The sequence below is a fragment of the Frankia alni ACN14a genome (assembly GCF_000058485.1).
Lineage (GTDB): Bacteria > Actinomycetota > Actinomycetes > Frankiales > Frankiaceae > Frankia > Frankia alni.
Genome location: NC_008278.1, coordinates 4,408,054 through 4,430,865, shown reverse-complemented (window position 1 = coordinate 4,430,865; position 22,812 = coordinate 4,408,054). Strand labels below are relative to the sequence as shown.

19 protein-coding genes are annotated in these 22,812 nt (G+C 70.4%); 13 read left to right on the top strand and 6 right to left on the bottom strand.

Annotation, left to right across the window (positions count from 1 at the left end; all coding sequences use genetic code 11):
• Positions 1-4: 4 nt before the first annotated feature.
• Positions 5-1,231, bottom strand: coding sequence for a cytochrome P450 (locus FRAAL_RS17925; protein ID WP_041939445.1), 1,227 nt, complete (start codon positions 1,229-1,231; stop codon positions 5-7).
• Between the two features lie 269 nt (positions 1,232-1,500).
• On the opposite strand from FRAAL_RS17925, the gene FRAAL_RS17920 reads away from it, so the two are divergent.
• Positions 1,501-2,493 carry an LLM class flavin-dependent oxidoreductase gene (locus tag FRAAL_RS17920; RefSeq protein ID WP_011605224.1) on the top strand — a complete coding sequence of 331 codons (993 nt, stop codon included), beginning with the start codon at positions 1,501-1,503 and terminating at the stop codon, positions 2,491-2,493.
• A 334-nt stretch (positions 2,494-2,827) separates the two neighbouring features.
• Here FRAAL_RS17920 and FRAAL_RS17915 read toward each other — a convergent pair whose 3' ends face one another.
• Positions 2,828-4,318 (bottom strand): MFS transporter, encoded by a 1,491-nt coding sequence (locus FRAAL_RS17915; protein ID WP_011605223.1) that lies wholly within the window; start codon positions 4,316-4,318, stop codon positions 2,828-2,830.
• Positions 4,319-4,365: 47 nt separating this feature from the next.
• Entirely contained in the window at positions 4,366-4,737 is a 372-nt protein-coding gene (locus FRAAL_RS33140; RefSeq protein ID WP_011605222.1) for an alpha/beta hydrolase, read from the bottom strand.
• Between the two features lie 565 nt (positions 4,738-5,302).
• Here FRAAL_RS33140 and FRAAL_RS17910 point away from each other — a divergent pair.
• The 6 genes from FRAAL_RS17910 (at position 5,303) to FRAAL_RS17885 (ending at position 12,151) form a co-directional block, all read left to right on the top strand.
• Positions 5,303-6,913: an ABC transporter substrate-binding protein gene (locus tag FRAAL_RS17910; RefSeq protein WP_157892132.1), complete on the top strand. Its 1,611-nt coding sequence runs from the start codon at positions 5,303-5,305 to the stop codon at positions 6,911-6,913.
• Positions 6,898-7,908: an ABC transporter permease gene (locus tag FRAAL_RS17905; RefSeq protein WP_050997165.1), complete on the top strand. Its 1,011-nt coding sequence runs from the start codon at positions 6,898-6,900 to the stop codon at positions 7,906-7,908. Before FRAAL_RS17910 ends, FRAAL_RS17905 begins: the two co-directional genes overlap by 16 nt.
• 16 nt (positions 7,909-7,924) lie before the next feature.
• Positions 7,925-8,827: an ABC transporter permease gene (locus FRAAL_RS17900; protein ID WP_157892131.1), complete on the top strand. Its 903-nt coding sequence runs from the start codon at positions 7,925-7,927 to the stop codon at positions 8,825-8,827.
• On the top strand, positions 8,824-10,617 hold the full coding sequence (locus FRAAL_RS17895; protein WP_050997164.1) for a dipeptide ABC transporter ATP-binding protein: 1,794 nt from the start codon (positions 8,824-8,826) through the stop codon (positions 10,615-10,617). Before FRAAL_RS17900 ends, FRAAL_RS17895 begins: the two co-directional genes overlap by 4 nt.
• Before the next feature lie 134 nt (positions 10,618-10,751).
• Positions 10,752-11,939 carry a cytochrome P450 gene (locus FRAAL_RS17890; RefSeq protein WP_011605215.1) on the top strand — a complete coding sequence of 396 codons (1,188 nt, stop codon included), beginning with the start codon at positions 10,752-10,754 and terminating at the stop codon, positions 11,937-11,939.
• Complete coding sequence (locus FRAAL_RS17885) at positions 11,933-12,151, top strand: ferredoxin (RefSeq protein ID WP_011605214.1); 219 nt, start codon at positions 11,933-11,935, stop codon at positions 12,149-12,151. Before FRAAL_RS17890 ends, FRAAL_RS17885 begins: the two co-directional genes overlap by 7 nt.
• A gap of 152 nt (positions 12,152-12,303) precedes the next feature.
• On the opposite strand, the gene FRAAL_RS17880 is transcribed toward FRAAL_RS17885, so the two are convergent.
• The 3 genes from FRAAL_RS17880 to FRAAL_RS17870 all read right to left on the bottom strand — a co-directional run bounded on the left by FRAAL_RS17880 (position 12,304) and on the right by FRAAL_RS17870 (position 16,818).
• On the bottom strand, positions 12,304-13,326 hold the full coding sequence (locus FRAAL_RS17880) for an aldo/keto reductase (RefSeq protein ID WP_011605213.1): 1,023 nt from the start codon (positions 13,324-13,326) through the stop codon (positions 12,304-12,306).
• Positions 13,323-13,868 carry an allene oxide cyclase barrel-like domain-containing protein gene (locus tag FRAAL_RS17875; protein ID WP_197537207.1) on the bottom strand — a complete coding sequence of 182 codons (546 nt, stop codon included), beginning with the start codon at positions 13,866-13,868 and terminating at the stop codon, positions 13,323-13,325. The genes FRAAL_RS17880 and FRAAL_RS17875 overlap by 4 nt, the downstream gene beginning before the upstream one ends.
• 97 nt (positions 13,869-13,965) lie before the next feature.
• The gene (locus FRAAL_RS17870) at positions 13,966-16,818 is read right to left on the bottom strand and encodes a helix-turn-helix transcriptional regulator (protein WP_011605211.1); all 2,853 of its coding nucleotides are present in this window, start codon (positions 16,816-16,818) and stop codon (positions 13,966-13,968) included.
• 1,095 nt (positions 16,819-17,913) lie between these two features.
• Between FRAAL_RS17870 and FRAAL_RS17865 the strand changes: the two genes are divergently transcribed.
• The 6 genes from FRAAL_RS17865 (at position 17,914) to FRAAL_RS17840 (ending at position 22,774) form a co-directional block, all read left to right on the top strand.
• Complete coding sequence (locus FRAAL_RS17865) at positions 17,914-18,681, top strand: AfsR/SARP family transcriptional regulator (RefSeq protein ID WP_041939444.1); 768 nt, start codon at positions 17,914-17,916, stop codon at positions 18,679-18,681.
• Between the two features lie 115 nt (positions 18,682-18,796).
• Positions 18,797-19,828, top strand: a complete 1,032-nt coding sequence (locus tag FRAAL_RS17860) for a 3-oxoacyl-ACP synthase III family protein (protein ID WP_011605207.1) — start codon at positions 18,797-18,799, stop codon at positions 19,826-19,828.
• A 54-nt stretch (positions 19,829-19,882) separates the two neighbouring features.
• Positions 19,883-20,104, top strand: coding sequence for an acyl carrier protein (locus FRAAL_RS17855; RefSeq protein ID WP_050997401.1), 222 nt, complete (start codon positions 19,883-19,885; stop codon positions 20,102-20,104).
• A complete protein-coding gene (locus FRAAL_RS17850) occupies positions 20,101-20,856 on the top strand; it encodes a 2-oxo acid dehydrogenase subunit E2 (RefSeq protein WP_011605205.1) in 756 nt (251 codons plus the stop codon). The genes FRAAL_RS17855 and FRAAL_RS17850 overlap by 4 nt, the downstream gene beginning before the upstream one ends.
• Entirely contained in the window at positions 20,853-21,932 is a 1,080-nt protein-coding gene (locus tag FRAAL_RS17845; RefSeq protein ID WP_011605204.1) for an alpha/beta fold hydrolase, read from the top strand. The genes FRAAL_RS17850 and FRAAL_RS17845 overlap by 4 nt, the downstream gene beginning before the upstream one ends.
• Complete coding sequence (locus FRAAL_RS17840) at positions 21,932-22,774, top strand: thioesterase II family protein (RefSeq protein WP_011605203.1); 843 nt, start codon at positions 21,932-21,934, stop codon at positions 22,772-22,774. The genes FRAAL_RS17845 and FRAAL_RS17840 overlap by 1 nt, the downstream gene beginning before the upstream one ends.
• The last annotated feature ends 38 nt before the right edge of the window (positions 22,775-22,812 follow it).

Genomic DNA, 22,812 nt, shown 5'->3' with positions numbered 1-22,812 from the left:
CGCCCTACCAGGTGACGGGGAGCCGGTGGACTCCCTGCATGGTGCTGCCGTGGCGCATGGGCAGCTCGTCGCGCGGCACGGCGAGCCGCAGGTTCGGGATCTTCTCGAACAGGACGCGGTAGGCGATCTCCAGCTCCATCCGGGCGAGATTGCGCCCGATGCACTGGTGGGGGCCGTGGCCGAAGGTCAGGTGCCGCCGGGTGGCCGGCGGGTCGTCCGCCGAGCGGCGCACGTCGAACTCGTAGGGCGCGTCGTAGACCGCAGGATCCCGGTTCGCCATCGAGTTGCAGAAGATGAGGCCCTCGCCCCGCGCGATCACCTGTCCGTCGATCTCCACGTCCTCGGTGGCGACCCGGACGCCCGCCAGATCGGTGACCGACACCATGCGCAGCAGTTCCTCGACGACACCGGGTAGCGCCGAGGGGTCCGACCGCAGGATGGCGAGCTGGTCGGGGTGGTCCAGCAGCGTCACCACGCCGAGGGCGATCATCTGGCTGGTCGTGTCGTGCCCGCCGACGAGCAACGCCAGCGCGATCTTGTTGATGATGTCGCGCCCCAGCCCCTCGTCGTGGACGTGCTCGCCCAGCCGGGACAACAGGGTGTCGTCGGGATCGCGCTCCCGGAGCCGGATCTGCTCGTCCAGGTAGTTCAGCAGCTCCTCACCGGCGGCCTCCGCGCCCTGAGGGGTGGTCGCCTGCAGCAGCCGGACGGTGGCGTCCTCGAAGAACTGGTGGTCGGCGTAGGGGACGCCCAGCAGGTCCGCGACCACCATCGACGGGATCGGCAGGGAGTAGTCCAGGACGAGGTCGGCGGGCGGCCCGGCGGCCAGCATCCGGTCGGCGAGCGACTCGACCAGCCGCTCGATGGATTCCCGCTTGGCGCGCACCGAGCGCATGCTGAAGTCCGCCGTCAGCAGGCCGCGCTGCAAACCGTGCTGCGGCGGGTCGAACCCGATGATGGCCAGGGGCTTGAACACGTCGGCCTCAAAGCGGGGGAGCACGACGGGGAAGTCGGGGCGGGACCGGTCCGCGGAGACCCGCGGGTCGGCGAGCAGGCGGCGGGAGTGCGAGTGGCCGGTGACCAACCACGCCGTTGCGCCGTCGAACAGGGTGACGCGGTTCATCGGCCCCCGCTCGCCGAGTTCCTGGTACTCGCGGCTCGGCTGGTAGGGACACGCACGAGGCCGGGGATACGGCGGAGCGTCCGGGAGCGTCGGCGTGGGGTTGGTCATGAAGGCAGCCCTCCTCGCTGTCCGTGCCGGCGCGGGGTCAGGATCGCCGGGTTCGACGCGGTCACGCTAGATGTGGCACCTGGCGATGACAATGGACGTCTCGGCCGGCTTTAGAACGGCTTTATCGCGCGGCGGGACGGCCGGCGGATCCGCAACCGGGCCGGTGACGAGGGCATGTTGACAACGTGAGGCCAGCTCAGCTTGACTGATCGAGTCGAAATCGAGCCTGCCTCAGATTACGTTGGGGAGGCAGCCAGGAGAGGAACCCGATGGTCGAACCATCCTTCGTCTCGGTGCACGACACGGTGCCGGTGTGGCGGTCCGGCACAGCCGCCGACGCGCTGCGGGACACCGTGGATCTCGCCCGCGCGGTCGAGGCGCTGGGCTACCGCCGGTACTGGGTCGCCGAACATCACAGCACGCCCGCGCTCGCCACCTCGGCTCCCGCCGTGCTTGCCGGGCAGATCCTCGCGGCCACCGGCACGATCCGGGTCGGCTCGGGCGCCGTGCTGCTGCCCAACCATGCGCCGTACGACGTGGCTGAACAGTTCGGCGTGCTCGGGTCCCTGCACCCCGGGCGGGTCGACCTCGGGATCGGCCGGGCTGTGGGGGGCTCGGCCGCCGTGGGCGCTCGGTTGGGGGACCCGCGTCCGCGTGGCTTCCCGGCCCAACTCGACGAGCTCGTCGGGTATTTCCACCGCGCAGGCGGGCCCGTGCAGGCACGCGCGGTTCCCGAGCCGGCGGTCCCGCCCGAGTTCTGGCTGGTCGGCTCCAGCCCGAGCAGCGCCGCGTTCGCGGGGGCGCGCGGTCTGCCGTACGTCTTTGCGCACACGATCGTGCCGGGGCTCGCGCCCGTCGCGCTCGACGCCTACCGCAAGGCCTTCCGGCCGTCGGTGCACCTGGAACATCCACGCGGCGCGGTGTCCGCCATCGTGGTGCTCGCCGACTCGGACGACCGTGCGCACTCGCTGGCCGACGCGTTCGTCCTCGGCCAGATCATTCTGCGCACGACCGACCCCGACACCCTGCTGCCGACCGAGGAGGAGACGCGGCGGCACCACTTCAGCAGCGCGGAGGAAAGCTTCCGCCGGGAGCGGATCGACCCGCAGCTCGTGGGTTCGTTGGCCACCGTGGCGCCGAGGTTCGAGGCGCTGGTGCGTGAATCCGGTGCGGACGAGTTCTTCGCCCTTTCGCAGATCCCCGGGCTGGAGCAGCGGATTCGCTCCTACGAGCTGCTCGCCAAGGCCGCTGCCGCCCTTTGATTCAGCTGTTACCAAGGACTCCGTTGGCACCATTGTCGGGCACTGGCGGCGTCCGGCGCGGTGGTCTCCTGCCGCGCTCACCGCCATCGTCGGCCGTGGCCGGCGGGTGACGGCCAAGAAGCCAGTCGATGGTGGGAAGTCCGGCGGTCTCCGCATCGCAGAAGCGGGCGGCGAGGTTGCCGTCACCGACGGGGATACGGTTCGTCGCGGCGTTTCTGGTTTTCAGCGGCGTTTCTGGTTTACACGAGCCATTTCTGCGCGCTCGGCTGTTTCAGCCCGCGGGTCAGACGCGCCCCGCACCTGGACAGGTGCGGGGCGCGTCGCGCCGGTGGGGTCAGGACCGGGACTCGACCGCCGCGGGCTCCCGGGGGGCGGGCGGCTCGGGGGCCGTCGCCTCGGGGGAGGACGTGCGGGTGGCGGATGGACGCAGGCCGGGACCGAACCAGAACAGCACGGCTACGACGAACCCGGCGACGCAGTCGACGGTGGCCCAGGTGAAGACGGTGCTGATGTTCTCCGCGACCGGGCGGCCACCGGCGTTGAACGGGATGAGCAGCACCGCCAGGCCGATGCTGCCACCGACGGTCAGCGCGGCCTGCAGGATGCCCGCGGTGATGCCGACGTCCTCTGGACGGCTGGTCGACAGAATGATCATGTTGAGCGGGATGATCGCGAGTCCGACCCCGAGGCCCATGACGACGAGGCCGGGCAGCACCCCCTCCGCGTAGGCACTGTCCGCATCGAGGCGGATGAACCAGGCCACGCCGAGGGCGAGCAGGGCGAGCCCGATGGTGCCCCGGGTCGTGAGGCCGAGACCGCTGAGCCACTTCGTGAGGAGCTGCGTGGTGACCAGCAGCGCGAGGCCGAAGGGGAGAATCGCCAGGCCGGTGCGCAGGGCGCCGTAGTCCAGCGTGGTCTGCAGGTACTGGGACAGGTAGAAGACGAACCCGCCGAGCACGGACGACAGCAGCAGCAGGTTGATGAACCCGCCGACGCGGGTCCGGTTGGTGAAGATCCGCCCGGGCAGCAGCGGCTCGGGGGCCCGGCGGTCCACGACGAGCAGCGCGGCCGCGACCACGACGGTGATCGCGAGCGGCACGACCGTCCACAGGTCGCCCCAGCCACGGTCGGCCGCCTGCACGAGACCGTAGACGAGCGCGGTGAGGCCTGCGGTGACGAGCGCGGCGCTGGGCAGGCTCAGGGACCGGCTGCGGGCGCCGTCGGCGGCCGTTCCGAGTGATCGCAGGGCGATCACCAGGATGATGAGCCCGAAGGGAACGTTGACCAGCAGGCACCAGCGCCAGCTGCCCAGCCCGCCGGTGAGGATGCCGCCGAGGATGAGGCCGGTGGCGGCGCCGAGACCGGTGATCGTCGAGTAGAGGCCGAAGGCGCGTTGCTGGCGCTCGCCCTGGAACACCATGGAGAGCAGGGCCAGACCGGTGGGGCCGGCGAGGGCGGCGCCCGCGCCCTGCAGTACCCGCCCGGTCAGCAGCACGCCGAAGTTGGGCGCGAGGCCTGCGAGCAGCGAGGCGCCGGCGACCAGGCCGATGCCGAGAAGGAACAGCCGGCGGTGGCCGAACACGTCGCCGAGCCGCCCGCTGAGGAGCAGGAGCCCGCCAAAGGCGAGGAAGAAGCCGTTGAGCACCCAGGAGGCCGAGGTCGTCGAGAGACCGAGATCGCTCTGCGTGTCGGGCAGAGCGACGTTCACGATCATCCCGTCGACCTGGAGCATGAACTCCGCTCCCACAATCGCGGTCAGGGCCAGGCCCGATCCGCCCGGTGGCGCCGCCGTTGCGGCGCCCTGCGGACTGGTGGCTGTGGTCATGGCGGGAACCTCCGCGGCTGCACACGTCCCAATATCCTGAGCCAGTCTCAGGTTAATTGACGATCAGTTAACCTGAGGCTGCCTCGGGTAGTCAAGGGTTTGGGTGGACGGCCCGCGGGCGGTGCGCCGTGCACGGCGTGACCAGGCCTGACTCGGCTGGTCAGGGCCCGCCGCAGCGCAGGCACCTGCGCCTCGGGCGAGGCCTGGCCCACCTGCGCCGCCGGCGCCTTCACCTCGAAGACGTGGAACGCCCCGGGATACGGGTGCAGCTCGGTCGGCACGCCGGGCGCGGCGAGCCGGCGGGCGTACTCGATGATCTCGTCGCGGCCGACCTCCCACTGCCCGTGGGACAGGTAGGTCGGGGACAGCGCACGGGAGACACCACCACGCAGCCGATCTGCTGCGCACGGTAGTCGCACAGGGAATCGCGCTGGGCCCGACGGGTCACCCGGGGTGGCCCGTCGAGGATGTCCCGCACCCCCGGCCGAGGAGACTGGTGGGCGGCCGGAGTTCCGGTCGAGATATTAGGTCAGAGCAGTCAGATCAAATACGGACGGCTCACGCGGACCCATGGGATCCAGCACGGTACTCCCTCGGTACTCCCCCGGTGTCGGTCCCGTCGGCCGAGCCATTGTTGCAGGGCGGGCCGGCGGTCGCGCTGCGCCCTGGCCGGCGTACGGCTCGACTTCAGAACGGCTTTAGACGGCGACCGTAACGTCATGGCCGGCGGAGCCTCCGCAGGCCACCGGCTTACTCGGAATGCCCTGCACGAGGCCGCCGGTGGCTTTTCAGGAATTGCCCGGCACTGTGACGCGCCGTTGCGGTGTATTGGGAATCCGGTGTGCCGCCGGCGCCCGCGGCCGCCCTGCGCCCAGCTCCGCGCCGAGGCGCATCGCCGAGGCTAACCAGTCAGTTCGATGAGACAATTATGGATGTTGGATGAATTCCGGAGTTCGGTTTCGTGCGGCCCCGAGAAGACGGGTGGTGCCGGCGGTCGCGCTCGGCGCCGTCCTGGCGCTGGCATCGTCCTGCGCCGGCGGATCGGGTAGTTCCGCGGACGGGGAAGCCCCCCGAGACGGTGGAACGCTGAACCTCGCCATCGGCAGGGAGCCCGACTGCCTGGACCCGCATCAGAGTCCGAGCGCCGCCGCCCGCGTGGTTTCCCGGCCGATCGTGGACTCGCTGGTGTACCAGGACCCCAAGGGGGCGATCAAACCCTGGCTGGCCAGTCGTTGGACCATCGCCGCGGACCACAAGGCCTACACCTTCACCCTCCGGGACGACGTGCGGTTCACCGACGGTGCACGCTTCGACGCCGCGGCGGTGGTGGCGAACCTGGAACACATCGTCAACCCGAAGACCAAGTCGTTGCTTGCGGCCAGTCTCCTCACCGGCTACGAGTCCTCGCGGGCGATCGACGCGCACACCGTGGAGATACGGCTCAAGGAGCCCTCCTCGGCCCTGCTGGACGCGCTGGCCACCCCGAATCTCGGGATCGAGTCGCCGGCGACCCTCACCCGGGGCAACAACGCGCTGTGTGCCACCATCGTCGGCACCGGGCCGTTCGCCAGCCCGGGCGGCTACCGTCAGCAGCAGGGGATCGAGTACGTCCGCAACCGCGACTACGCCTGGGCACCGCCCGGCGCGGGACACACCGGCCCCGCCCGTCTGGACGCGATCCGGATCCGGGTCGCACCCGACAACTCCGCCCGCTACGGAGCGCTGACCAGCGGGCAGGTCGACGCGATCACCAACCTGTCCCCGGTGAACCTGCGTGAGCTGCGTACCACCGACGGCTTCCACCTGTTCTCGGTGCCGTTCCCCGGCATCCCCTACACGTACTTCCCGAACACCGAGAAGGGAGTGCTGGCCGACGTTGCCGTCCGCAAGGCCTTTCGGGCGGGGATCGACTGGGCCCAGATCGTCAAGAACGTCTACTTCGGCGCCTACCCCGTCGCTCGCGGGGTCCTGACGTCGACGACGTTCGGCTACGACAAGTCCCAGGAGTCGGCGTACGCCTACAACCCCACCGAGGCCGCCCGGCTGCTCGACCAGGCGGGTTGGACGGCGCGTGACGCCAAGGGGTACCGGACGAAGAACGGCGCGCGCCTGACGCTGCGCCACCTGTGGTCCGACCCGTCCATCGAGGATCTGGCCGTGCAGATTCAGGCCGCCGCCAAGGAGCTCGGGATCGAGATCGTCGAGGAGAACATCGACGAGGGCACGTACGTCGACCGGATCCTGTCCGCCGACTACGAGCTCGCCGACACGAACTTCGCCTCCCCCGGCCCGGAGGTTCTCAAGGTCCTCTACGGCTCGGCCAACGTTCCCTCGCCCACCCGAGGGCTGGCCAACAACATCTCCCGAACCGCCAACAGCGAGCTGGACAAGCTCTTCCTGCAGGCCGCGGCCAGCGACAACGTGACAGAACGGCTGCGAGTCTACGGCCAGGCCCAGCGCCAGCTCACCGCGGACGCCGCATCGTTCCCGATCTACTCGCCCCTGTCCACGGTCGCGGCCCGCTCCGCGGTCCGGGATGTCACCTTCGCCATCGACGGCAGCCCGATCTTCTACGACACATGGCTGAGCTCCTGACCTCGACGGCACCGGGGGCCGAGGCCCACGACGAGACGCCGGACGGCGGCGCGCGCCGCCGCCGCCTCGGCGCCCCGTTGGCCCGGCTGGTTCTGACCCGGGTGCTGGCCTCCGTGGCGGTGCTGTGGGGAGCGGTGACGGCGACCTTCCTCCTGCTCGAGCTGATGCACGGCAACACGGTCGACGTGATGCTCGCCCAGTCCCAGGCCGGCCCGGAGGTGCGGGCAGAGCTCATCTCGCGGTACCGGCTGGACGACCCGCTGCCGGTGCGGTACTTCGCCTACCTCGGCCGGGTGGTCCGGGGCGACTTCGGTGAGTCCTACATGCTGCGCAAGCCGGTGTGGCGAGCGATCATCGAGCAGCTCCCGGACACCCTCGTCCTGGTGGCGACGACGGTCGTGGCCACGGTGGTCGCCTCGGTGCTGTTCGCGGCGCTCAGCGCCACCCGCCGCCGGTGGCTGCGCTCGGTGGTCGCCGCCGTGGAATCGCTGGTCGTCGCCATTCCGCCGTTCTGGCTGGGGCTTGTCCTGCTGACGGTGTTCTCCTTCTCCCTGCACTGGTTTCCCGCCATCGGGTCGTCGTCTCCCGCCGGGCTCGTGCTGCCCACCGTCGCGCTGGCCGCGGGGCCGGTGGCGGTGACCACCCGGGTACTGCGCGAGGGGATGTTGCGTGCGCTGGACGAGCCCTTCGTGGTGACGGCCCGCACCCGGGGGATCAGCGAGGGCGCGGTGCGCCTGCGGCACACGCTGCGGCACGCCCTGTTGCCGGCCACGGCGCTGCTGGGCTGGATCTCCGGCTCCCTGATCGGTGGGGCGATCATCATCGAGACGGTGTTCTCGCGCCGCGGGATGGGCCGGCTGGTGCTGTCCGCCGTCCAGAACCGGGACATGCCCGTCGTGATCGGGATCGTCCTCGTCGCGGCGACGACATTCGTGCTCATCAACGTCCTGGTCGACATCCTCACCTGGTTCATCGACCCGCGGACGCGGACCTGACGAGGAGGGGAGACCGATGGCAGTCACACAGAGATCAACCGGGGCGTCGCAGCCGCTCGACGCCGAGCTTGCCGAGACGGGGATCGGGCTGATCCCCGGGCGCGTCGGCGCGGGCCGTCCCCGTCGGCGATCCGTGGTCGGGTTCGGGCTCGGGATCGCGGTACTGCTCCTGCTGGCCTGCGTCGCGGCCGCTCCCGGGCTGTTCACCGGGGTGGACCCGAACGCCGCCGACCTGCGCCACACGCTGCGGGGGCCGAGCGGGGACCACTGGTTCGGCACCGACCAGAACGGCCGTGACCTCTACGCGCGCATCGTGTACGGCGCCCGTCCCTCGCTGCTGATCGGGGTCGGGGCGTCCCTGCTGTCGCTGGTCGGCGGCGTCGTGGTGGGGGTGCTCGCCGCCCAGTCGAACCGCGTGGTCGACCAGGTGATCAGCCGACTGCTCGACGTCGTCATGTCGGTGCCCGGCCTGCTCCTGGTCTTTCTCGTCGTTGCCGTCCTGGGCACCGGCAGCAGGAACGCCGCGGTGGGCCTGGCGGTCGTTGGCATTCCCGGCTTCGCCCGGGTGACCCGGGCAGAGGTCATCCGCGTCCGGTCCGGTCACTACGTCGAGGCCGCGCATGGGCTGGGATGGAGCAAACTGCAGGTGGTGGTGCGCCACATCGTCCCGAACACCGTCGGACCGATCGTCGCGCTCGCCACCGTCGGTCTCGGCAGCATGATCGTGGCGAGCTCGTCGTTGAGCTTCGTCGGGCTGGGCCCCCGGCCGCCGACCGCCGAGTGGGGGGCGATGCTGGCTGGCAGCCGCAACTACCTCGAGGTGGCCTGGTGGCCGGCGGTCTTCCCCGGCCTGGCGCTCACCATCGCCGTGCTCGCCGTCACCGTGGTGGGGGAGCGGATCCAGGGGCTGACCCGATGAGCGCGCCGAACAGGCCGCCGGCGCGGGACGAGCCGTTGCTCGCGGTGCGCGATCTGCGCGTCTCCTTCGCTCGGGAGCATCAGTCGTCCCGGGAGCGCCGGTCGTCCCCGGAGCAGCAGGTCGCGGAGGCGGTGCGGGGAGTCTCCTTCGAGATCCGACGAGGCCAGATCGTGGCGATCGTCGGCGAGTCCGGATCCGGTAAGAGCGTGACCGCCCGCAGCCTGGTGGGCCTGGCCGGCGACAACGCGGCGGTGCGCGCGCGGGCGTTGTCGTTCGACGGCCTCGATCTGCGCACGCTGGGATCCCGGCAGTGGCGCTCGGTGCGCGGCGGCAGGATCGGCTTCGTCCTGCAGGACGCGATGGGCTCGCTGGACCCCCTGCGTTCCATCGCCGCCGAGGTCGGCGAGCCGTTGCGAGAGCACCGCACCGTCGAACGCGGCCGCGTCGAGGAGGAGGTCGTCCGCCTGCTGGCGGAGGTGGGCATCCCGAACCCGCGGACCCGGCTGCGCCAGCATCCCCACCAGTTGTCCGGTGGGCTGCGCCAGCGTGCGCTGATCGCGTCCGCCCTCGCCGCACGGCCCGATCTGGTCATCGCGGACGAGCCCACCACGGCGCTGGACGTGACGGTGCAGAAGCAGGTGCTCGCACTGCTGCGGGAGCGCACGGCGGACGGCACGGCGATGCTGCTGATCAGCCACGATCTCGCGGTCGTGGCCGAACTGGCCGACCACGTCTACGTGATGCGGGATGGGGTCTTCGTCGAACAGGGGCCCACCCGGACCGTGCTCGACGCGCCCGCCCACGCCTACACCCGCCAGCTGCTCGCGGCGGCCTCGGCCCTGGGTACACACGGCGGCGGGGCGCCGGCACCCTCGACGCCCGTCGCCGCCGCACCGGTGCGGGTGAGCCCCCCGCCCGGGCCGGCGCCGAGGGTGCCCGCCGATCCGGCTGCGGTGGTGCTGGCGGCCCGCGGGCTCGTCAAGACCTACGAACTCCCCGGCCGGCAGCGGCTGACAGCGGTCGACGACGTCTCCTTCGTCGTGCGGGCGGGGGAGACCGTCGGGCTCGTCGGGGAGTCCGGGTCGGGCAAGACCACGGTCGGCCGGATGCTGATGGGGCTCGTCGCACCGGACTCCGGCGAGGTCACGGTGGACGGTGTCGGGTGGACCGCGCTGGACCGCGCCGCCCGGCGCGCGGCCCGCCGGCGAGTCCAGATGATCTACCAGGACCCGCTGGGCTCGTTCGACCCCCGTTACACGGCCCGCCAGATCCTCGAGGAGCCGCTGCGCGTGTCGTCGACGTCGGCCGCCGACCGGGCGAAGCGGGTGGGGCAGCTGCTGGAGCATGTCGGGCTCGGACCGGAGGTCCTGCCCACCCGGGCCAGGGCACTGTCCGGGGGCCAGCGCCAGCGGCTGGCGATCGCTCGCGCGCTCGCGTCCGACCCGGAGGTGATCGTCTGCGACGAGCCGGTGTCGGCCCTGGACGTCTCGATCCAGGCACAGGTGCTCGAGGTGTTCCGGGATGTGCAGGCCCGCCTGGGCGTCGCGTACGTCTTCATCTCCCACCACCTGGGCGTCGTGCACTACCTCAGCCATCGGGTGGTGGTCATGCACCGGGGGCAGGTCGTCGAACAGGGACCGGCGGAGCAGGTGTTCGGCGCTCCCCGGCATCCCTACACCCAGGCGCTGCTCGCCGCGGTCCCCCGCCTGGCCGTCGCGCAGAAGGACACCGCCGAGGCGGCCACCGCCGAGTCGGCCGACGATGTCGTTGTCGGCCCGCCGCGACGCTGAAGGCATTCTTAACCGCTCTTGCCGGTCGTACGCCTCTACCACTACATTCCTATGGTGGCCCTCACTCGTCGGCCCGGGTCATAAATTCGGTACTGTCGACGACTTGCAAGATTTCATGCGGAAGGATCCCGCGAATGACGCAGGCCCCACAGTATCCGCAAACGCGGACCTGCCCCTACGAGCCGCCGCCGGCATATAAAGAGATCGGCCAGGAAGGGCCGGTCGTCAAGGTCAGCCTGTTCGACGGCCGCGAGTCCTGGATGGTCACCGGATACCGGGAGTCCCGAGAGATACTCACGCATCCGAACCTCTCGTCGTTGCGTACCCATCCAAACTTTCCCATCGTGGCGCCGCGGTTCCGTTCGCCGGTGGCGCGCAGCCTGGCCCTCCTCGCGATGGATCCGCCCATCCATGACGTGTACCGTCGCTATCTCAACCCGCATTTCAGCCTCCGTTCCGTGCGGGCGATGAGACCGGAGCTTGAGCGCATCATTGCCGGTTACGTCGATCGGATCATCGATCATGGTCCGCCGGCGGATCTCATCGAAATGCTCGCCGTGCCGATGCCCTCGCTGATCATCTGTCACCATCTCGGTGTTCCCTACGCCGACCACGACTTCTTCCAGGACTGCAGCGGCAAGGTGATGCTGGCCGGCGAGGAGGAGGCCGGCAAGGCGGCCCAGGACCTCGTCGAGTATCTCGACAATCTGGTGACGGAGCAGCAGCGCAACCCAACCGACGGCCTGATCGGCCAACTGGTGCGGGAGCGGGTCAGCGATGGCGACATCGGCCACGACGAACTGGTGTCGATCGCGCTCGTCCTGCTGATCGCGGCCCACGAGACGACGGCGTCGACGCTCGCGATCGGCATCATCAACCTGCTCGGGCACCCCGAGGAACTGGCCAAGCTGCGGGCCGACATCTCCTTGCTGCCCGGGGCGATCGAAGAGCTGCTGCGTTACGTCGCGACCACGGACCTGGTCGCCGTCCGGATCGCCAAGGGCGACATCGAGATAGCGGGGCACCACATCCGGGAGGGCGAGCCCGTCCTGGTCTCCGGCACCCTGGCCAACCGCGATCCGCAGGTGCACCAGCGGGCGGACGAGTTCGACATCCAGCGCGACGACACGTTCCACCTGACGTTCGGATTCGGCATCCACCAGTGCCTGGGGCAGAACCTCGCCCGGCTGGAGATCGAGCTGGCGCTGCGCGAGCTGATCACCCGTCTGCCGGGACTGCGCCTGGCCGTGCCGATGGAGGAGCTGCCGATCCTCAGTGCGGGCACCGTGCAGCGTGTCCTCGAGCTTCCCGTCGAGTGGTAGCGGCGCTGCGGGTCGAGGCCGACCGCGACCTGTGTATCAGTGCCGGGCGCTGCCTGGCGACGGCGCCGGACGTCTTCGACCAGGACGAGGAGGGTCTGGTGGTCGTCGTCGAGCCGGATCGGCCGGCCGGCGACGAGCCCCTGCTGCGCAAGGCCCAGTATCTGTGCCCGGCCGCCGCGATCACGCTGCTCGGTGGGTCTGCGACCGGGTGATCTTGTGCCCGGCCGCCCCCGTCGCGAATCGTCGTGAAGATCGTGGGCCGTCATGCATCGTCGTGGACGTCGAGGATGCTGCCGAGGATGCTGAGGACCGTCGTGGAGCGCCCCGCCGGCCGACCGGGACAGGTCGACCGGCGGGGCGTCCGTCAGCGCTCGATGAACTGCATGCTCTGCTCGTTCCAGCGCGCACCCGCGATGTGCCCGGGCGCGACGCTCGCCTCGATCGCGGCCAGGTCCTCGGCATCGAGGTCCAGGAAGGCGGCCGCCGCGTTCTCGTCCAGGTGCGAACGCCGTCGGGTGCCCGGAATGGGCACGACGTCGAGGTCGCGATGGTGCAGCCAGGCCAGGGCCAGCTGCGCCGCGCTCACGCCCCGCTCGTCCGCCAGCCGGACCAGCCGGTCCACGACGGTGAGGTTGCGGGGCAGGTTCTCGGCGGCGAAGCGGGGCTGGGCGATCCGGCGGAAGTCGTCGGTACCGAGCTGGTCGACCGAGCGGATGGTGCCGCTGAGGAAGCCGCGGCCGAGCGGCGCATAGGCGACGACCGTGATGCCCAGCTCGCGGCACAGCGGCGCGATCTCGGCCTCGATGTCACGGGACCACAGCGACCACTCCGTCTGGAGTACTCCCAGGGGATGGACCGCGTGGGCGCGGCGGATCGTCGCGGCCCCGGCTTCGGACAGCCCGATCTCGCGGACCTTGCCGGCGGTGACGAGCGCGGCCAGCGCCCCGGCCGTCTCCTCGATCGGTACCGAGGGGTCCACCCTGGTCAGACAGAGGATGTCGAGATGATCGACACCCAGCCGACGCAGGGAGTCCTCGCAGCTGCGGCGGACGTGGTCGGCGTCGGCGCGGATACCCGAGCCCACACCCGGTCCGGGGCGGACCACGCCGAACTTGGTGGCGATGACGGCCTGGTCGCGCCGGCCCCGCAGCGCGCGCCCGATCAGCTCCTCGTTGCGGCCGTGCCCGTAGACGTCGGCGGTGTCGAGCAGGGTGATCCCGCGTTCGAGCCCACGATGAATGGTGGCGATCGCCTCCGCGTCATCGGTCGGACCGTAGAACTCGGTCATGCCCAGACACCCCAGCCCCTGGGCGCCGACGGTGAGAGTGCCGATCCGCCGGGTGGGCAGGCGGGTGATGGAATCCTCGGAGGAGGTCCGGGAGATCACCGTCCGTACAGCACAATCGAGGAGATGTAGGTGTCGTGGGTCTCCTTGACCAGGGGCCGGAACTGGCGGTAACCGATGGCCCCGCGCAGGGGGCCGTCGACGACGACGGCGGGAAAGGTCGCCGGCTCCCCGGCGGTCAGGCGGGCGTCGTCGACGAGCCCGCCCGACCGCACGACGTTTCCGTCCAACAGCGATATCTCCTCGCCGAAGTACGCGATGTAATGGCCGTCGTCGGCCTGCTGGTAGAGCATTCGGCCGCCACCCACCGTTCTCCCCAGCAGCGTCCCGTCCGGAGCGAATATGTCAAGCTCCACGGTGGCGACATCGTTCTCGGTCGGTGTCGCTCCGGTCAGGTCGTCGTTGGTCGACTGGTACGCGGTCACCTTCTCGGTAAGGTCGCGCAGAATCAGCGACCTCGCCGGCTGGCGGAGGCCGTCGACCTCGGCCGAACTGGTCTCTGGGGGAGCGGTGAACGTGAAGACCGCGCCCGTTCGAGCGAGATCCTCCGGTGCGGTGCGGCCGGTCGTCGACGTACCTGTCATGGTGTCGGTCCCTCCTGGCTGCGCGGCCCGTCGCGCCGTCGGTCCACCGGCCGGTCGAGCCCTCGGTCAATATTGTCCAAATGCTATGTCGGGGGGCTCAAATGGTTCTAAAGAGAAGCGTCGGGCGCTGGTCCTCGGCCTGGCCCGTACCGGTGCTCCGGGTCACCGCGAGAGCCAGCTCCACCATTGAGTTCAATCCGGTCTTCCGATAGATTCGGGTCAGGTGGACGTCGACTGTTCTGATGCTTATCGTCAGTCGCTCGGCGATCTCCCGCCGTTTCATGCCCGACGAGATGAGGAAGGCGATCTCGCGCTCGCGCCGGGTGAGCGCGCCGAGTATCTCGGAGTCGACGGGGTCCGGCGGTCGGGGCTGGTCGGGTCGGCTGGTTCGGCTGGGTTGGCCGGCCTGCCGGCCCAGCCAGTCCAGCAGGGTGCGGGCGTCGCGGCGCCCGGCGATCTCCGCCGCCAGGTCGGCGAGGTCCGCGGCCTGCGAGGCGCGGCCCAGCGATCGCAGCGCCGCCGCGGCGAGACCGAGGGAGTAGCACTGATCGATCGTCATGCCTACCGAGGCGAACAGCGTGGCCGCCTCCAGGTAGCACGCGGCGGCGTCGGCGGTCCGCCCGGTCCCACGCAGCACGTGGCCACGCGAGAGGAGGGCGAAGGCCTGGTGAGAGGGCAGCGATACCGCGCGGGCGTGGTGCTCGTTGCGCGCGGCCCACTCGGCGATGGGCAGTCCGGCGTCGAGCCCGGCCGCGCAGAGCAGCTCCCAACCTCGGCCGCGCTGCATCAGTGGCAGCCCCGTCAGCTGCGCTCCCCTGCCCTCGTTGAGCAGCAACGTCACGCAGTGCTGCGGATCGCCGTCAAGCCAGGCCGAGATGGCCAGAGAAAGGATCGCCATCGACGCACTGCCGTTGACGTCGCCGCGCAGTGGCATCTGCGGCTCCTGGGGGTGCCCGGACAGCGCCTGCTTCGCCAGTGCGCGCGCCCGCCCGCTGCCCGGCGGCTGCAGCCATACCTCGCTGAGCGACTGCAGGGCGAGAGCCTGGGACCAGCGCAGGGTGGAGGTGGTGCCGGCCTCATGGTGAGCCGCCTGCGCCGACTTGCGCGCCTGGCGGAGCAGCCCGAGGTTGCGCTCGGCCTCGCTGAGCAGCACCAGCAGGCTCGGCAGGATGAAGGTCCGCTGCGACCGGTAGGCCGTTGCCACCCCGCGGCCGAGGTGATGGCGGGCATCCGACCACCGGCCGAGATAGAGGTCGGCGAGACCGACCGCGAAGATGTATTCCAGTCGTTGGCTGACCAGCCGCTCCGGGCACCGGGAAAGGGCATCCCCGGCGGCGGACGCGTCCGTGCAGGCGGCGTCGAAGTCCCCCGCCTGCATCGAGGCGAGCGCTCGGATGGCAAGCAGTCCGCAGATGTCCGCGTCCGTCCCGTTGCGTCGGGCGACCTCTACCGCGGCGTCGATGAGCTGGCGGTCGTGTGTTCCGATCATCATCGCCATCCGCAGGCCGTGGGCGAAGACCATCCGGGGCCAGGCGATCGAGGAACGGGCCGCGGGCAGATCCAGTTGCTCACCGAGCAGGCCGAGGGTCTGGACGTCGTGGCTGGCGATGCCCTCGATCACGCTGACGAAGGCGACCTGATCTGCCCAGTCGGCCTCGTGGAGATCCTCCTGGTGGCGGCGGATGTCGAAGAGTAGGGCACGGCTTTCCGTCATGCGCCCGGAGTTGCCGAGCGCGGCGACCAGGGCGAGTCGGGCCTTGCGTCCGATCGCGCTGGTGGGGGAGGTCCATTCGGTCACCGTGGTGAGCCACGAGATGGCCTCCGAGACATCGAGCTCCATGACGTCCCACGCCGCCGCGACGATCTGCGCGAGTTCCTCAGGCCGCGCGCGGAAGAGCGAGTGAACCAGATGGAAGCCGAGCTCTCGGCTGGTCAGGCCCCGGCTGGCGAGGCTGCCGATGGCGCGCCGGTGGGCGTTCTTCGCCCAGATCGGATCCATCGACCGGTGCAGGAGCGTGCCGAGGACGTCGTGGCGGATGGAGAAGCCCTGCCCGATCCCGTCCGGCCGCAACAGGTCGCGCTGTACCAGCACCCGCACCGCCGCGGAGACCTGCGGATGGTCCAGCTCGGCAACCGCCGAGAGCAGCTCGACGTCGAAGTGGTCCCGCAGCACCACGGCTGCCTGCAGGACGCGGTGCTCCGTCGCGCTCAGGCCCTGGGTCTCGACCAGCGCGGCGAACTCGAAGGGCGCGACGATCGAGTTCTGGCACTGCCGCCTGCTCTGTTCGAGGGCCAGCAGCGCGCGCAGGTTGAAGGGATTGCGGTCGTCAGGACGGATCTCCCGCGTCAGTGGTCGCGACAGCAGGGCGACGACCTGCTCGTTGGTCAGCGGCGCCAGCTCGATCCGACTGGCGTGGCCGAAGGTGACGCCGAGCGAGATCGCCTCGGCCAGCTCCATGGGGGTCTGGCGGGGCCGCAGCGAGACGACCACGTCCCACCGGGGACGGATCTTCCCCGCTGCGATCGCGGTCAGCTCCCCTATCGTGGCGGCGCTCGCCAGATGGGCGTCCTCCAGGACGAGCAGGCCCCGACTGGCCGACCACCGCCGCAGCCGCGCGACGTTCTCGGCCGGCAGATCCGGTGAGCGGGGCGGCGGGATGTGCGACAGCGCGGACTGCAGTGGGCTGTACGAGTCCGCGTCCTGGCCCGGGGAGTGGCGGTAGACAATGGCCGGGCGCTCGCTGGAGTACCGGTGGCGCACCAGGGCGGCCAGCAGATGCGTCTTGCCCGACCCCGGGTCGCCGACGACCGCGATCAAACTGCCTGCGCGGGCGGGCTCGCATACCAGGGTCTGCAGCGTTTCCAGCTCGGCCGTCCGCACGACGGTGGACTCGGGTGGGTTGATGTGCGCGGGTGCGTAGGGCGTCATGGCGTGGAGCGACGACTCCATCTGGCATTCCCCTTGTCCCCGGAAGCGTCGGGCCGGGCGCGGGATCCGCGACCGTCGCGCGCGGTGACGCGTTCATTGTGTTGTATTTTTGCAGCCTCGACACGAGGTTCGGCCGCCTGGGCGGCCGTGCGTGGCGTGGGCCGGCCGTGCCGGCCATGGCGGGCGGTTGGATGCGATCGCGCCCGCGCGGCGTATATCACACCGTTGTGTCCACCACCGGCCGTGGCCGTGGGTGAAGGTGCGCGGATGAGTGCTTCGCACCATAGTCAGAGCGGCGGCACGAGTCAGAGCGGCGGCACGGTACGATGTGGCTGCGACATCCCCATGCGGATCTGCGCACGGCCCGGCCGCCGGAAAGGCCGCCCGCGAGGGCGGAAAACAGCAGTGCCCCGATGCCAGAGATCGGAACAGTCGTGCCTACGGACACAAAGCGCTGGACACCCGGGCGAAGTCTATGTGGGCGCGACGAGATGGGCTGCGGAGCACCTTCGCATCCTACGAGGAGCCTCTTCGTACTGTCCACCGTTACGGTCCGTCCTGCCCGTTCCGGTCGTCGCCCGCCCGGCCGCGGATATGTGGCCCGCTGCCTGGTCGGCTGCCGCTTCCAATGGCCGCCGCCGGTACCCGCCAATGGTTGCGGTGTGTAATCGGAGTCGGGGGTCGGCGGGGGAAACGCGCGCCTTCGATACGATCGCGGTCGGGGCCGATCCCGTCCGCGGGAAACGATCGAAAGTGATGCGCCGGTGCGTGGAGCACCGCACCGGGCCGGCTCGCCGGGCTGTTCGGCCGGTTGGTCCCACGCGCCGAATCGGCGTGGGCGGCGAGCGGATCCGTCCGTGCCGCGGGCATCGAGCCGGGCGGGCGGGCCGAAGTTCCGGCGCGGTGCAGGGCTGAGGCCGCCGAGATCGGGATCCGGCGGCGCCCGAACGTCGAGTCGCCCCTATGCCCACGACCCGGCCGCACTCGGCGAGTACGTACGGGCTGGGCCGAAGATACGCACTTCCGCTGATGTGCCTGCTTCGTCCGTCTGGTGAGAATGGCCGACGCCAGGTGAAGCGGACACCGGTCCGTCTCCCCGTCCGTGGAGGACAGACTGTGGAAGCCACGCGATACGAGTTGCTCGGGCCTCTCCAGATCAGGAATGAAAAGCCTGTCAGGATCAGCGCGCCGAAAGTCGAGATCCTGCTCGCCGCGCTTCTGATCAGAGCGAATCGTCCGGTCTCTGCCGAAGAGCTCATCAGCGAGATATGGGGGGACGACCGCCCCAGCCGGGTCCGGGCCGGTCTGCATGTCTACATCTCCCAGCTGCGCAAGATCTGCATCGGCCCGGAAGGTCACGGAGCGGTCATCACCACGCACGCGCACGGCTACGTCCTGCGGGTGGACGACTCGCTGACCGACGTCCACGACCTGCAGCAGCTGCATGCGCGCGGGCGGGCTGATCAGGCCGACCAGCCGGAGCGGGCGTTCGTCAGCTTCACCGCCGCGGCCGCGCTCTTCCGCGGGCCGGTACTTGCCGGGATCCGGGACGGCGACATCGTGAGCACCTTCATACGGTGGGCCGAGGAAATGCGGCTGGAGTGTCTGGAGTCGATCGCCCGCTGCTCCTTGCGGACCGGACGTCACCGGGAGCTGGTGTGTGATCTCACGAACTGGATCGACGAGCACCCGTTCCACGAGGCGTTCCGGGAACTGCTGATGCTGGCCCTGCATCTGTCGGGTCGGCGGGCCGAGGCTTTGCGCGAGTTCCAGTGCGCGCGGCGCCTCATGCGGGAGGAACTCGGGCTCGAGCCGAGCGAGACGATGCGTCAGTTGCAGAACGCAATCCTGAACGACCGGCGTGACCTCGTGGTGGCGGGTTAGCGGACCGGACCGGTGGTCGTCCGCGGCCGTCGAGCAGCGATACAAGAGTCTCTTTAGCGTGGCGTAGTAGTTTTTCGGCACAACGGAAGGCGACATCTACAGTAGAGGTGAAGATATGCCGCGAGGTCCAGTGCGGTTGCTCTCCGCCGGAACCGCTCTGCCGGGGCCGCCCATTGACACCGCCGCGTTGGCCGGCCGGTTCGGAATGGACCACCTGTGGCAGCAGTGGGTCGACACCTTCATCGGTACGAAGACCCGGCACCTGGCGGTGGACCTGGCGACCGGCGAGCCGGGCCAGTCCCTCGCCGACCTCGGGTACATCGCGGCGGCGAAGGCCCTCGAACGGGCCCGGATCAGCGCGGAGGATGTCGACGTCGTCGTCCTCGGCACCGCGACCCCGGACGACCTCATGCCGGCCACGGTCAATGTGATCGCCGATCGACTGCGGATCGACGGGGTGCCGACCTTCCAGCTCCAGTCCGGCTGCTCCGGCGCGGTACAGACTTTCGACGTCGCGACCTCCCTGCTGGCGACCGGGCGCTACCGCACGGCCCTGGTCATCGGCGGGGACGTGATTGCCAAGCACTACGACGTCAACGTCAAGCTCGCCGCGGTGCCGCCGCGGGAACTGGTCAACTTCGTCCTGTTCGGCGACGGGGCCGGGGCGGCGGTGCTGTCCACCGAGGACCGTCCCGACGCCCCCGTCGTCCGCGCGGTACTGACTCGCCTGACCGGCCTCGATCGTGAGCCGGGTCAGGTGCTGCGGTGGTTCGGCCTGGTCGACCGGGACGGGCCTGTCGTCGCGGCCCAGGAGGACTACAAGGCGATCGAGGAGTCGGTGCCGCAGATGAGCGAAGAGGTGGTCGACGAGCTCCTCGACGACCTCGACTGGCAGCGCGCCGAGGTCGACTACCTGCTTCCGCCTCAGCTGTCCGTGGCGATGACCACAAAGATCACCAGCAGACTGAACCTGCCGTCAGCGCGGGAGATCTCCTGCGTCGAATCGACCGGAAACAACGGCAACGCGTTGCTCTTCTTCCAGCTGGATCAGCTGCTGGAGATCGTGTCGGGGCCGGCGAAGGTGCTTGCCGTGGCGATCGAGTCGAGCAAGTGGATCAAGTCGGGTCTGGCGCTGGAAAGAGCGTGACCGGCCCACCGGAAAACTGAAGTGAACGGCTGGAGGTGAGTGTGGATGGCCGCCATGACGAGAACCACGTTCGTCGGTCTCCTGCGGGACGAGATAGGGCTCGACGTGAACGTGGAGGATCTGGGACTCGGTCTCGACGAGCTGCCCGGCTGGGATTCGGTGCAACTGCTGGCCGTGCTTGTGATCCTGGAGAGAAATGCCGATGCCCAGATCTCCCTGCCGGCGCTGCTGGAGGCCGGGAGCCTGGAGTCGATCTACCAGCTGGTGCATGCATGAGCGAGCATGAGTTTCCCAGCCAACGGCAGCACACCCTGTTCTTCCTCGATCAGATCAGGGATTTCTCCCCCGTCTTTCTGGACACCGAGGTGGACGCGACCGCGATCGTCGCCGGCCGCGCGAAGGCCGCGGCGACGGGCGGGCGTCGGTCCGTGGTGAGCTATGTCGTGCACGCCGCGGCCGGCGTGCTGCGCCGGCACCCCGAGGCCAATGCGGCGATCGACGGACGGATCGAGCCGCGCCTGGCAACCTTCGACACGGTGAGCGCGAAGGTCACGCTCGATCGGATCCTCGACGGGCGGCGGGTGGTGCTGGCCACCGTGCTTCCCGACCTGCAGAGCGCGAGCCTCGCCGACATCCAGGCCCGGCTCGACCAGGTCGCCGCGGGTGACCCGGACACCGCCGAGGACTTCGCCGCCATCCGGGCGCTGCGGGAGTTGCCGCCGGCGCAGGCCCACGAGAGATTTCGCGCCGCGGCGGCACGGCTGGAACTGCGCCCGGCCATCGTGGGCACCTTCAGCGTCACCTCGTTGGGGCACAGTGTCGTCGACTCGTTCCACTCGGTCGGCGGCACCACGATCACTCTCGGGGTCGGTCGGATCGTCGACAGACCCGTCGTCCGGTCCGGGCAGGTCACGGTCGCGCCGGTGCTGCGGCTGTCGCTGACCTTCGACCACCGGGTGATCGACGGCGCGGAGGCCGCCGACATCCTGACCGAGATCACTGCGGCGCTGGAGGCGGTCGAGCAATGAACGACCTCGCCGAGCTGAAGCGGTTCGTGCTGGCGCACGCGATCTCGCAGAATCTCGCGGCCGACCACTACGCGAGCCTGCTCGACGCGATCACGACCGACGCGGGCGACGGGCCCGGCTCGTGGGCCCACGAGTGGATCCGCGCCGGCGAGGAGCTCGATGCCGCCGGCCAGACCCTGGCCGCCTGCCAGTACTACAACATGGGCCGGTTCCCGTTCGTCGACGGTCCAGGCCGGGCGCGTGCGCTGGGTCGCTGCGTCGACGCGTTCGACCGGTGGCGGGTGACGCAGCCCGGCCTCGACACGGCGGAGATCCAGATCGACGGGCTGCCGGTCCGGGTCCTGACGATGGGGCTGTCGGCCGAGAACCCCAGACCGCTGGTGATCATGACAGGTGGCATCGTCAGCCCGAAGGAGCAGTGGGGTGCGGTGCTGCCGCAGCTGGTCCAGTTCGGCTTTGCCGGGGTGGTCGCCGAGCTGCCGCGGGTGGGCGAGAACCCGCTGCCCTACCGCGGTGACAGCTGGCGGCTGTTCCCGGCGATCCTGGACACCCTGAGCGGGCAGGCTCGGGTCGAGCAGACCTACCTGCTCGCGCTCAGCTTCAGCGGGCACCTCGCGGTCACGGCGGCGCTGCACGACCCACGGGTGCGCGGCATCGTCGGCAACGGCACGCCGGTGAGCGACTTCTTCACCGACGCCGCCTGGTGGCGGCGCGTCCCGAAGGTGACCAGGGACACCCTCGCGCACCTCGTCGGTGTCAGCGCCGAGGAGGTCTTCGCGCGCATCGGGCCGTGGGCGCTCGACGACGAGCGGCTGCGCGCGCTGGACATCCCGCTGGCCGTCGTGGCCGCACGCCGCGACGAGATCATCCCGGCCGGGGACGTCGACCGGCTCAAGGCCGCGGTGCGCGATCTGCGGCTGGTGGAACACGACGACGTGCACGGTGCGCCCTCGCACCTCGCCGAGACCCGTCTGTGGAGCCTGCACGCGATCCTCGACATGTGGCCGGGGGCCGACGACGGCGTCAAGGCACAGCTTGCCGCGGCTGTCGCGGGGGCGCGGTCCGGGTCGGGCTGATGACCATCACCGGCGCCCCGGACCGCGGCGTGTGGCTGCGACAGTTCACCACCACCATTGGCACCACCACTGCCGCCGGCACCACCACTGCCGCCGGCATCGCCACTGCCGCCGGCACCGGCGTCGCCACCGGTGTCGGCGCCGGGGGGCGGGTCGTGTGCTTCCCGCACGCAGGCGGCTCGGCCGCGTTTTTCCGGCCGCTGGCGAGAAGCCTGGGCGGGCGTGCCGAGCTGCTGGCGGTGCAGTATCCCGGCCGGCTGGACCGCTTCGACGAACCCGCCGTCAGCGACCTGCGGGAACTGGCCAGGCAGGTCGCGGCCCAGCTCGCCGCGCTGGACGACGCGACGCCCACGGCCTATCTCGGCCACAGCATGGGGGCGCTGGTCGCCTTCGAGGCGGCCCTGCTCGCCCCGACAGCGCCCGTCCGGCTGTTCGCGTCGGCGGCCCGCGCCCCGGCAGCGATCCGGATCGACCCGGCGATCCTCGTCGACGACCGGTCGCTGGAGGAGGAGGTGCTCGCCCTGGGCGGCACCTCCCGCGCGGTGCTCGACAACACGGATCTCCGCAGGATGGTCTTTCCGGCGATCCGGGCCGACTACGAGGCACTGCGCGGATACGTACCGATCCCCGGCGCGCGGGTCGACTGCCCGATCACCGTGCTGACGGGCACGGCCGACCCGAGGGTCAGCGTCGGCGAGGCGCGGCGATGGCGCAACCACACCGCCGGCGGCTTCGAGTCCCGGGTGTTCACCGGCGGCCATTTCTACCTGGTGCCGCGGGCGCGGGAGGTGGCCGACGTGGTGGTGGCGGCCCTCCACCGGCAGGCACACGGGGACCGCTGAACCCGAGCGGACCGCCGCGTCGAGCAAAGCGCGGCTCA

Coding starts and splice junctions, on each gene's coding strand:
- FRAAL_RS17925 (WP_041939445.1), bottom strand. CDS start 1,231: ATGACCAACCCCACGCCGACGCTCCCGGACGCTCCGCCGTATCCCCGG.
- FRAAL_RS17920 (WP_011605224.1), top strand. CDS start 1,501: ATGGTCGAACCATCCTTCGTCTCGGTGCACGACACGGTGCCGGTGTGG.
- FRAAL_RS17915 (WP_011605223.1), bottom strand. CDS start 4,318: ATGACCACAGCCACCAGTCCGCAGGGCGCCGCAACGGCGGCGCCACCG.
- FRAAL_RS17905 (WP_050997165.1), top strand. CDS start 6,898: ATGGCTGAGCTCCTGACCTCGACGGCACCGGGGGCCGAGGCCCACGAC.
- FRAAL_RS17900 (WP_157892131.1), top strand. CDS start 7,925: ATGGCAGTCACACAGAGATCAACCGGGGCGTCGCAGCCGCTCGACGCC.
- FRAAL_RS17895 (WP_050997164.1), top strand. CDS start 8,824: ATGAGCGCGCCGAACAGGCCGCCGGCGCGGGACGAGCCGTTGCTCGCG.
- FRAAL_RS17890 (WP_011605215.1), top strand. CDS start 10,752: ATGACGCAGGCCCCACAGTATCCGCAAACGCGGACCTGCCCCTACGAG.
- FRAAL_RS17875 (WP_197537207.1), bottom strand. CDS start 13,868: ATGACAGGTACGTCGACGACCGGCCGCACCGCACCGGAGGATCTCGCT.
- FRAAL_RS17870 (WP_011605211.1), bottom strand. CDS start 16,818: ATGGAGTCGTCGCTCCACGCCATGACGCCCTACGCACCCGCGCACATC.
- FRAAL_RS17860 (WP_011605207.1), top strand. CDS start 18,797: ATGCCGCGAGGTCCAGTGCGGTTGCTCTCCGCCGGAACCGCTCTGCCG.
- FRAAL_RS17855 (WP_050997401.1), top strand. CDS start 19,883: ATGACGAGAACCACGTTCGTCGGTCTCCTGCGGGACGAGATAGGGCTC.
- FRAAL_RS17850 (WP_011605205.1), top strand. CDS start 20,101: ATGAGCGAGCATGAGTTTCCCAGCCAACGGCAGCACACCCTGTTCTTC.
- FRAAL_RS17845 (WP_011605204.1), top strand. CDS start 20,853: ATGAACGACCTCGCCGAGCTGAAGCGGTTCGTGCTGGCGCACGCGATC.
- FRAAL_RS17840 (WP_011605203.1), top strand. CDS start 21,932: ATGACCATCACCGGCGCCCCGGACCGCGGCGTGTGGCTGCGACAGTTC.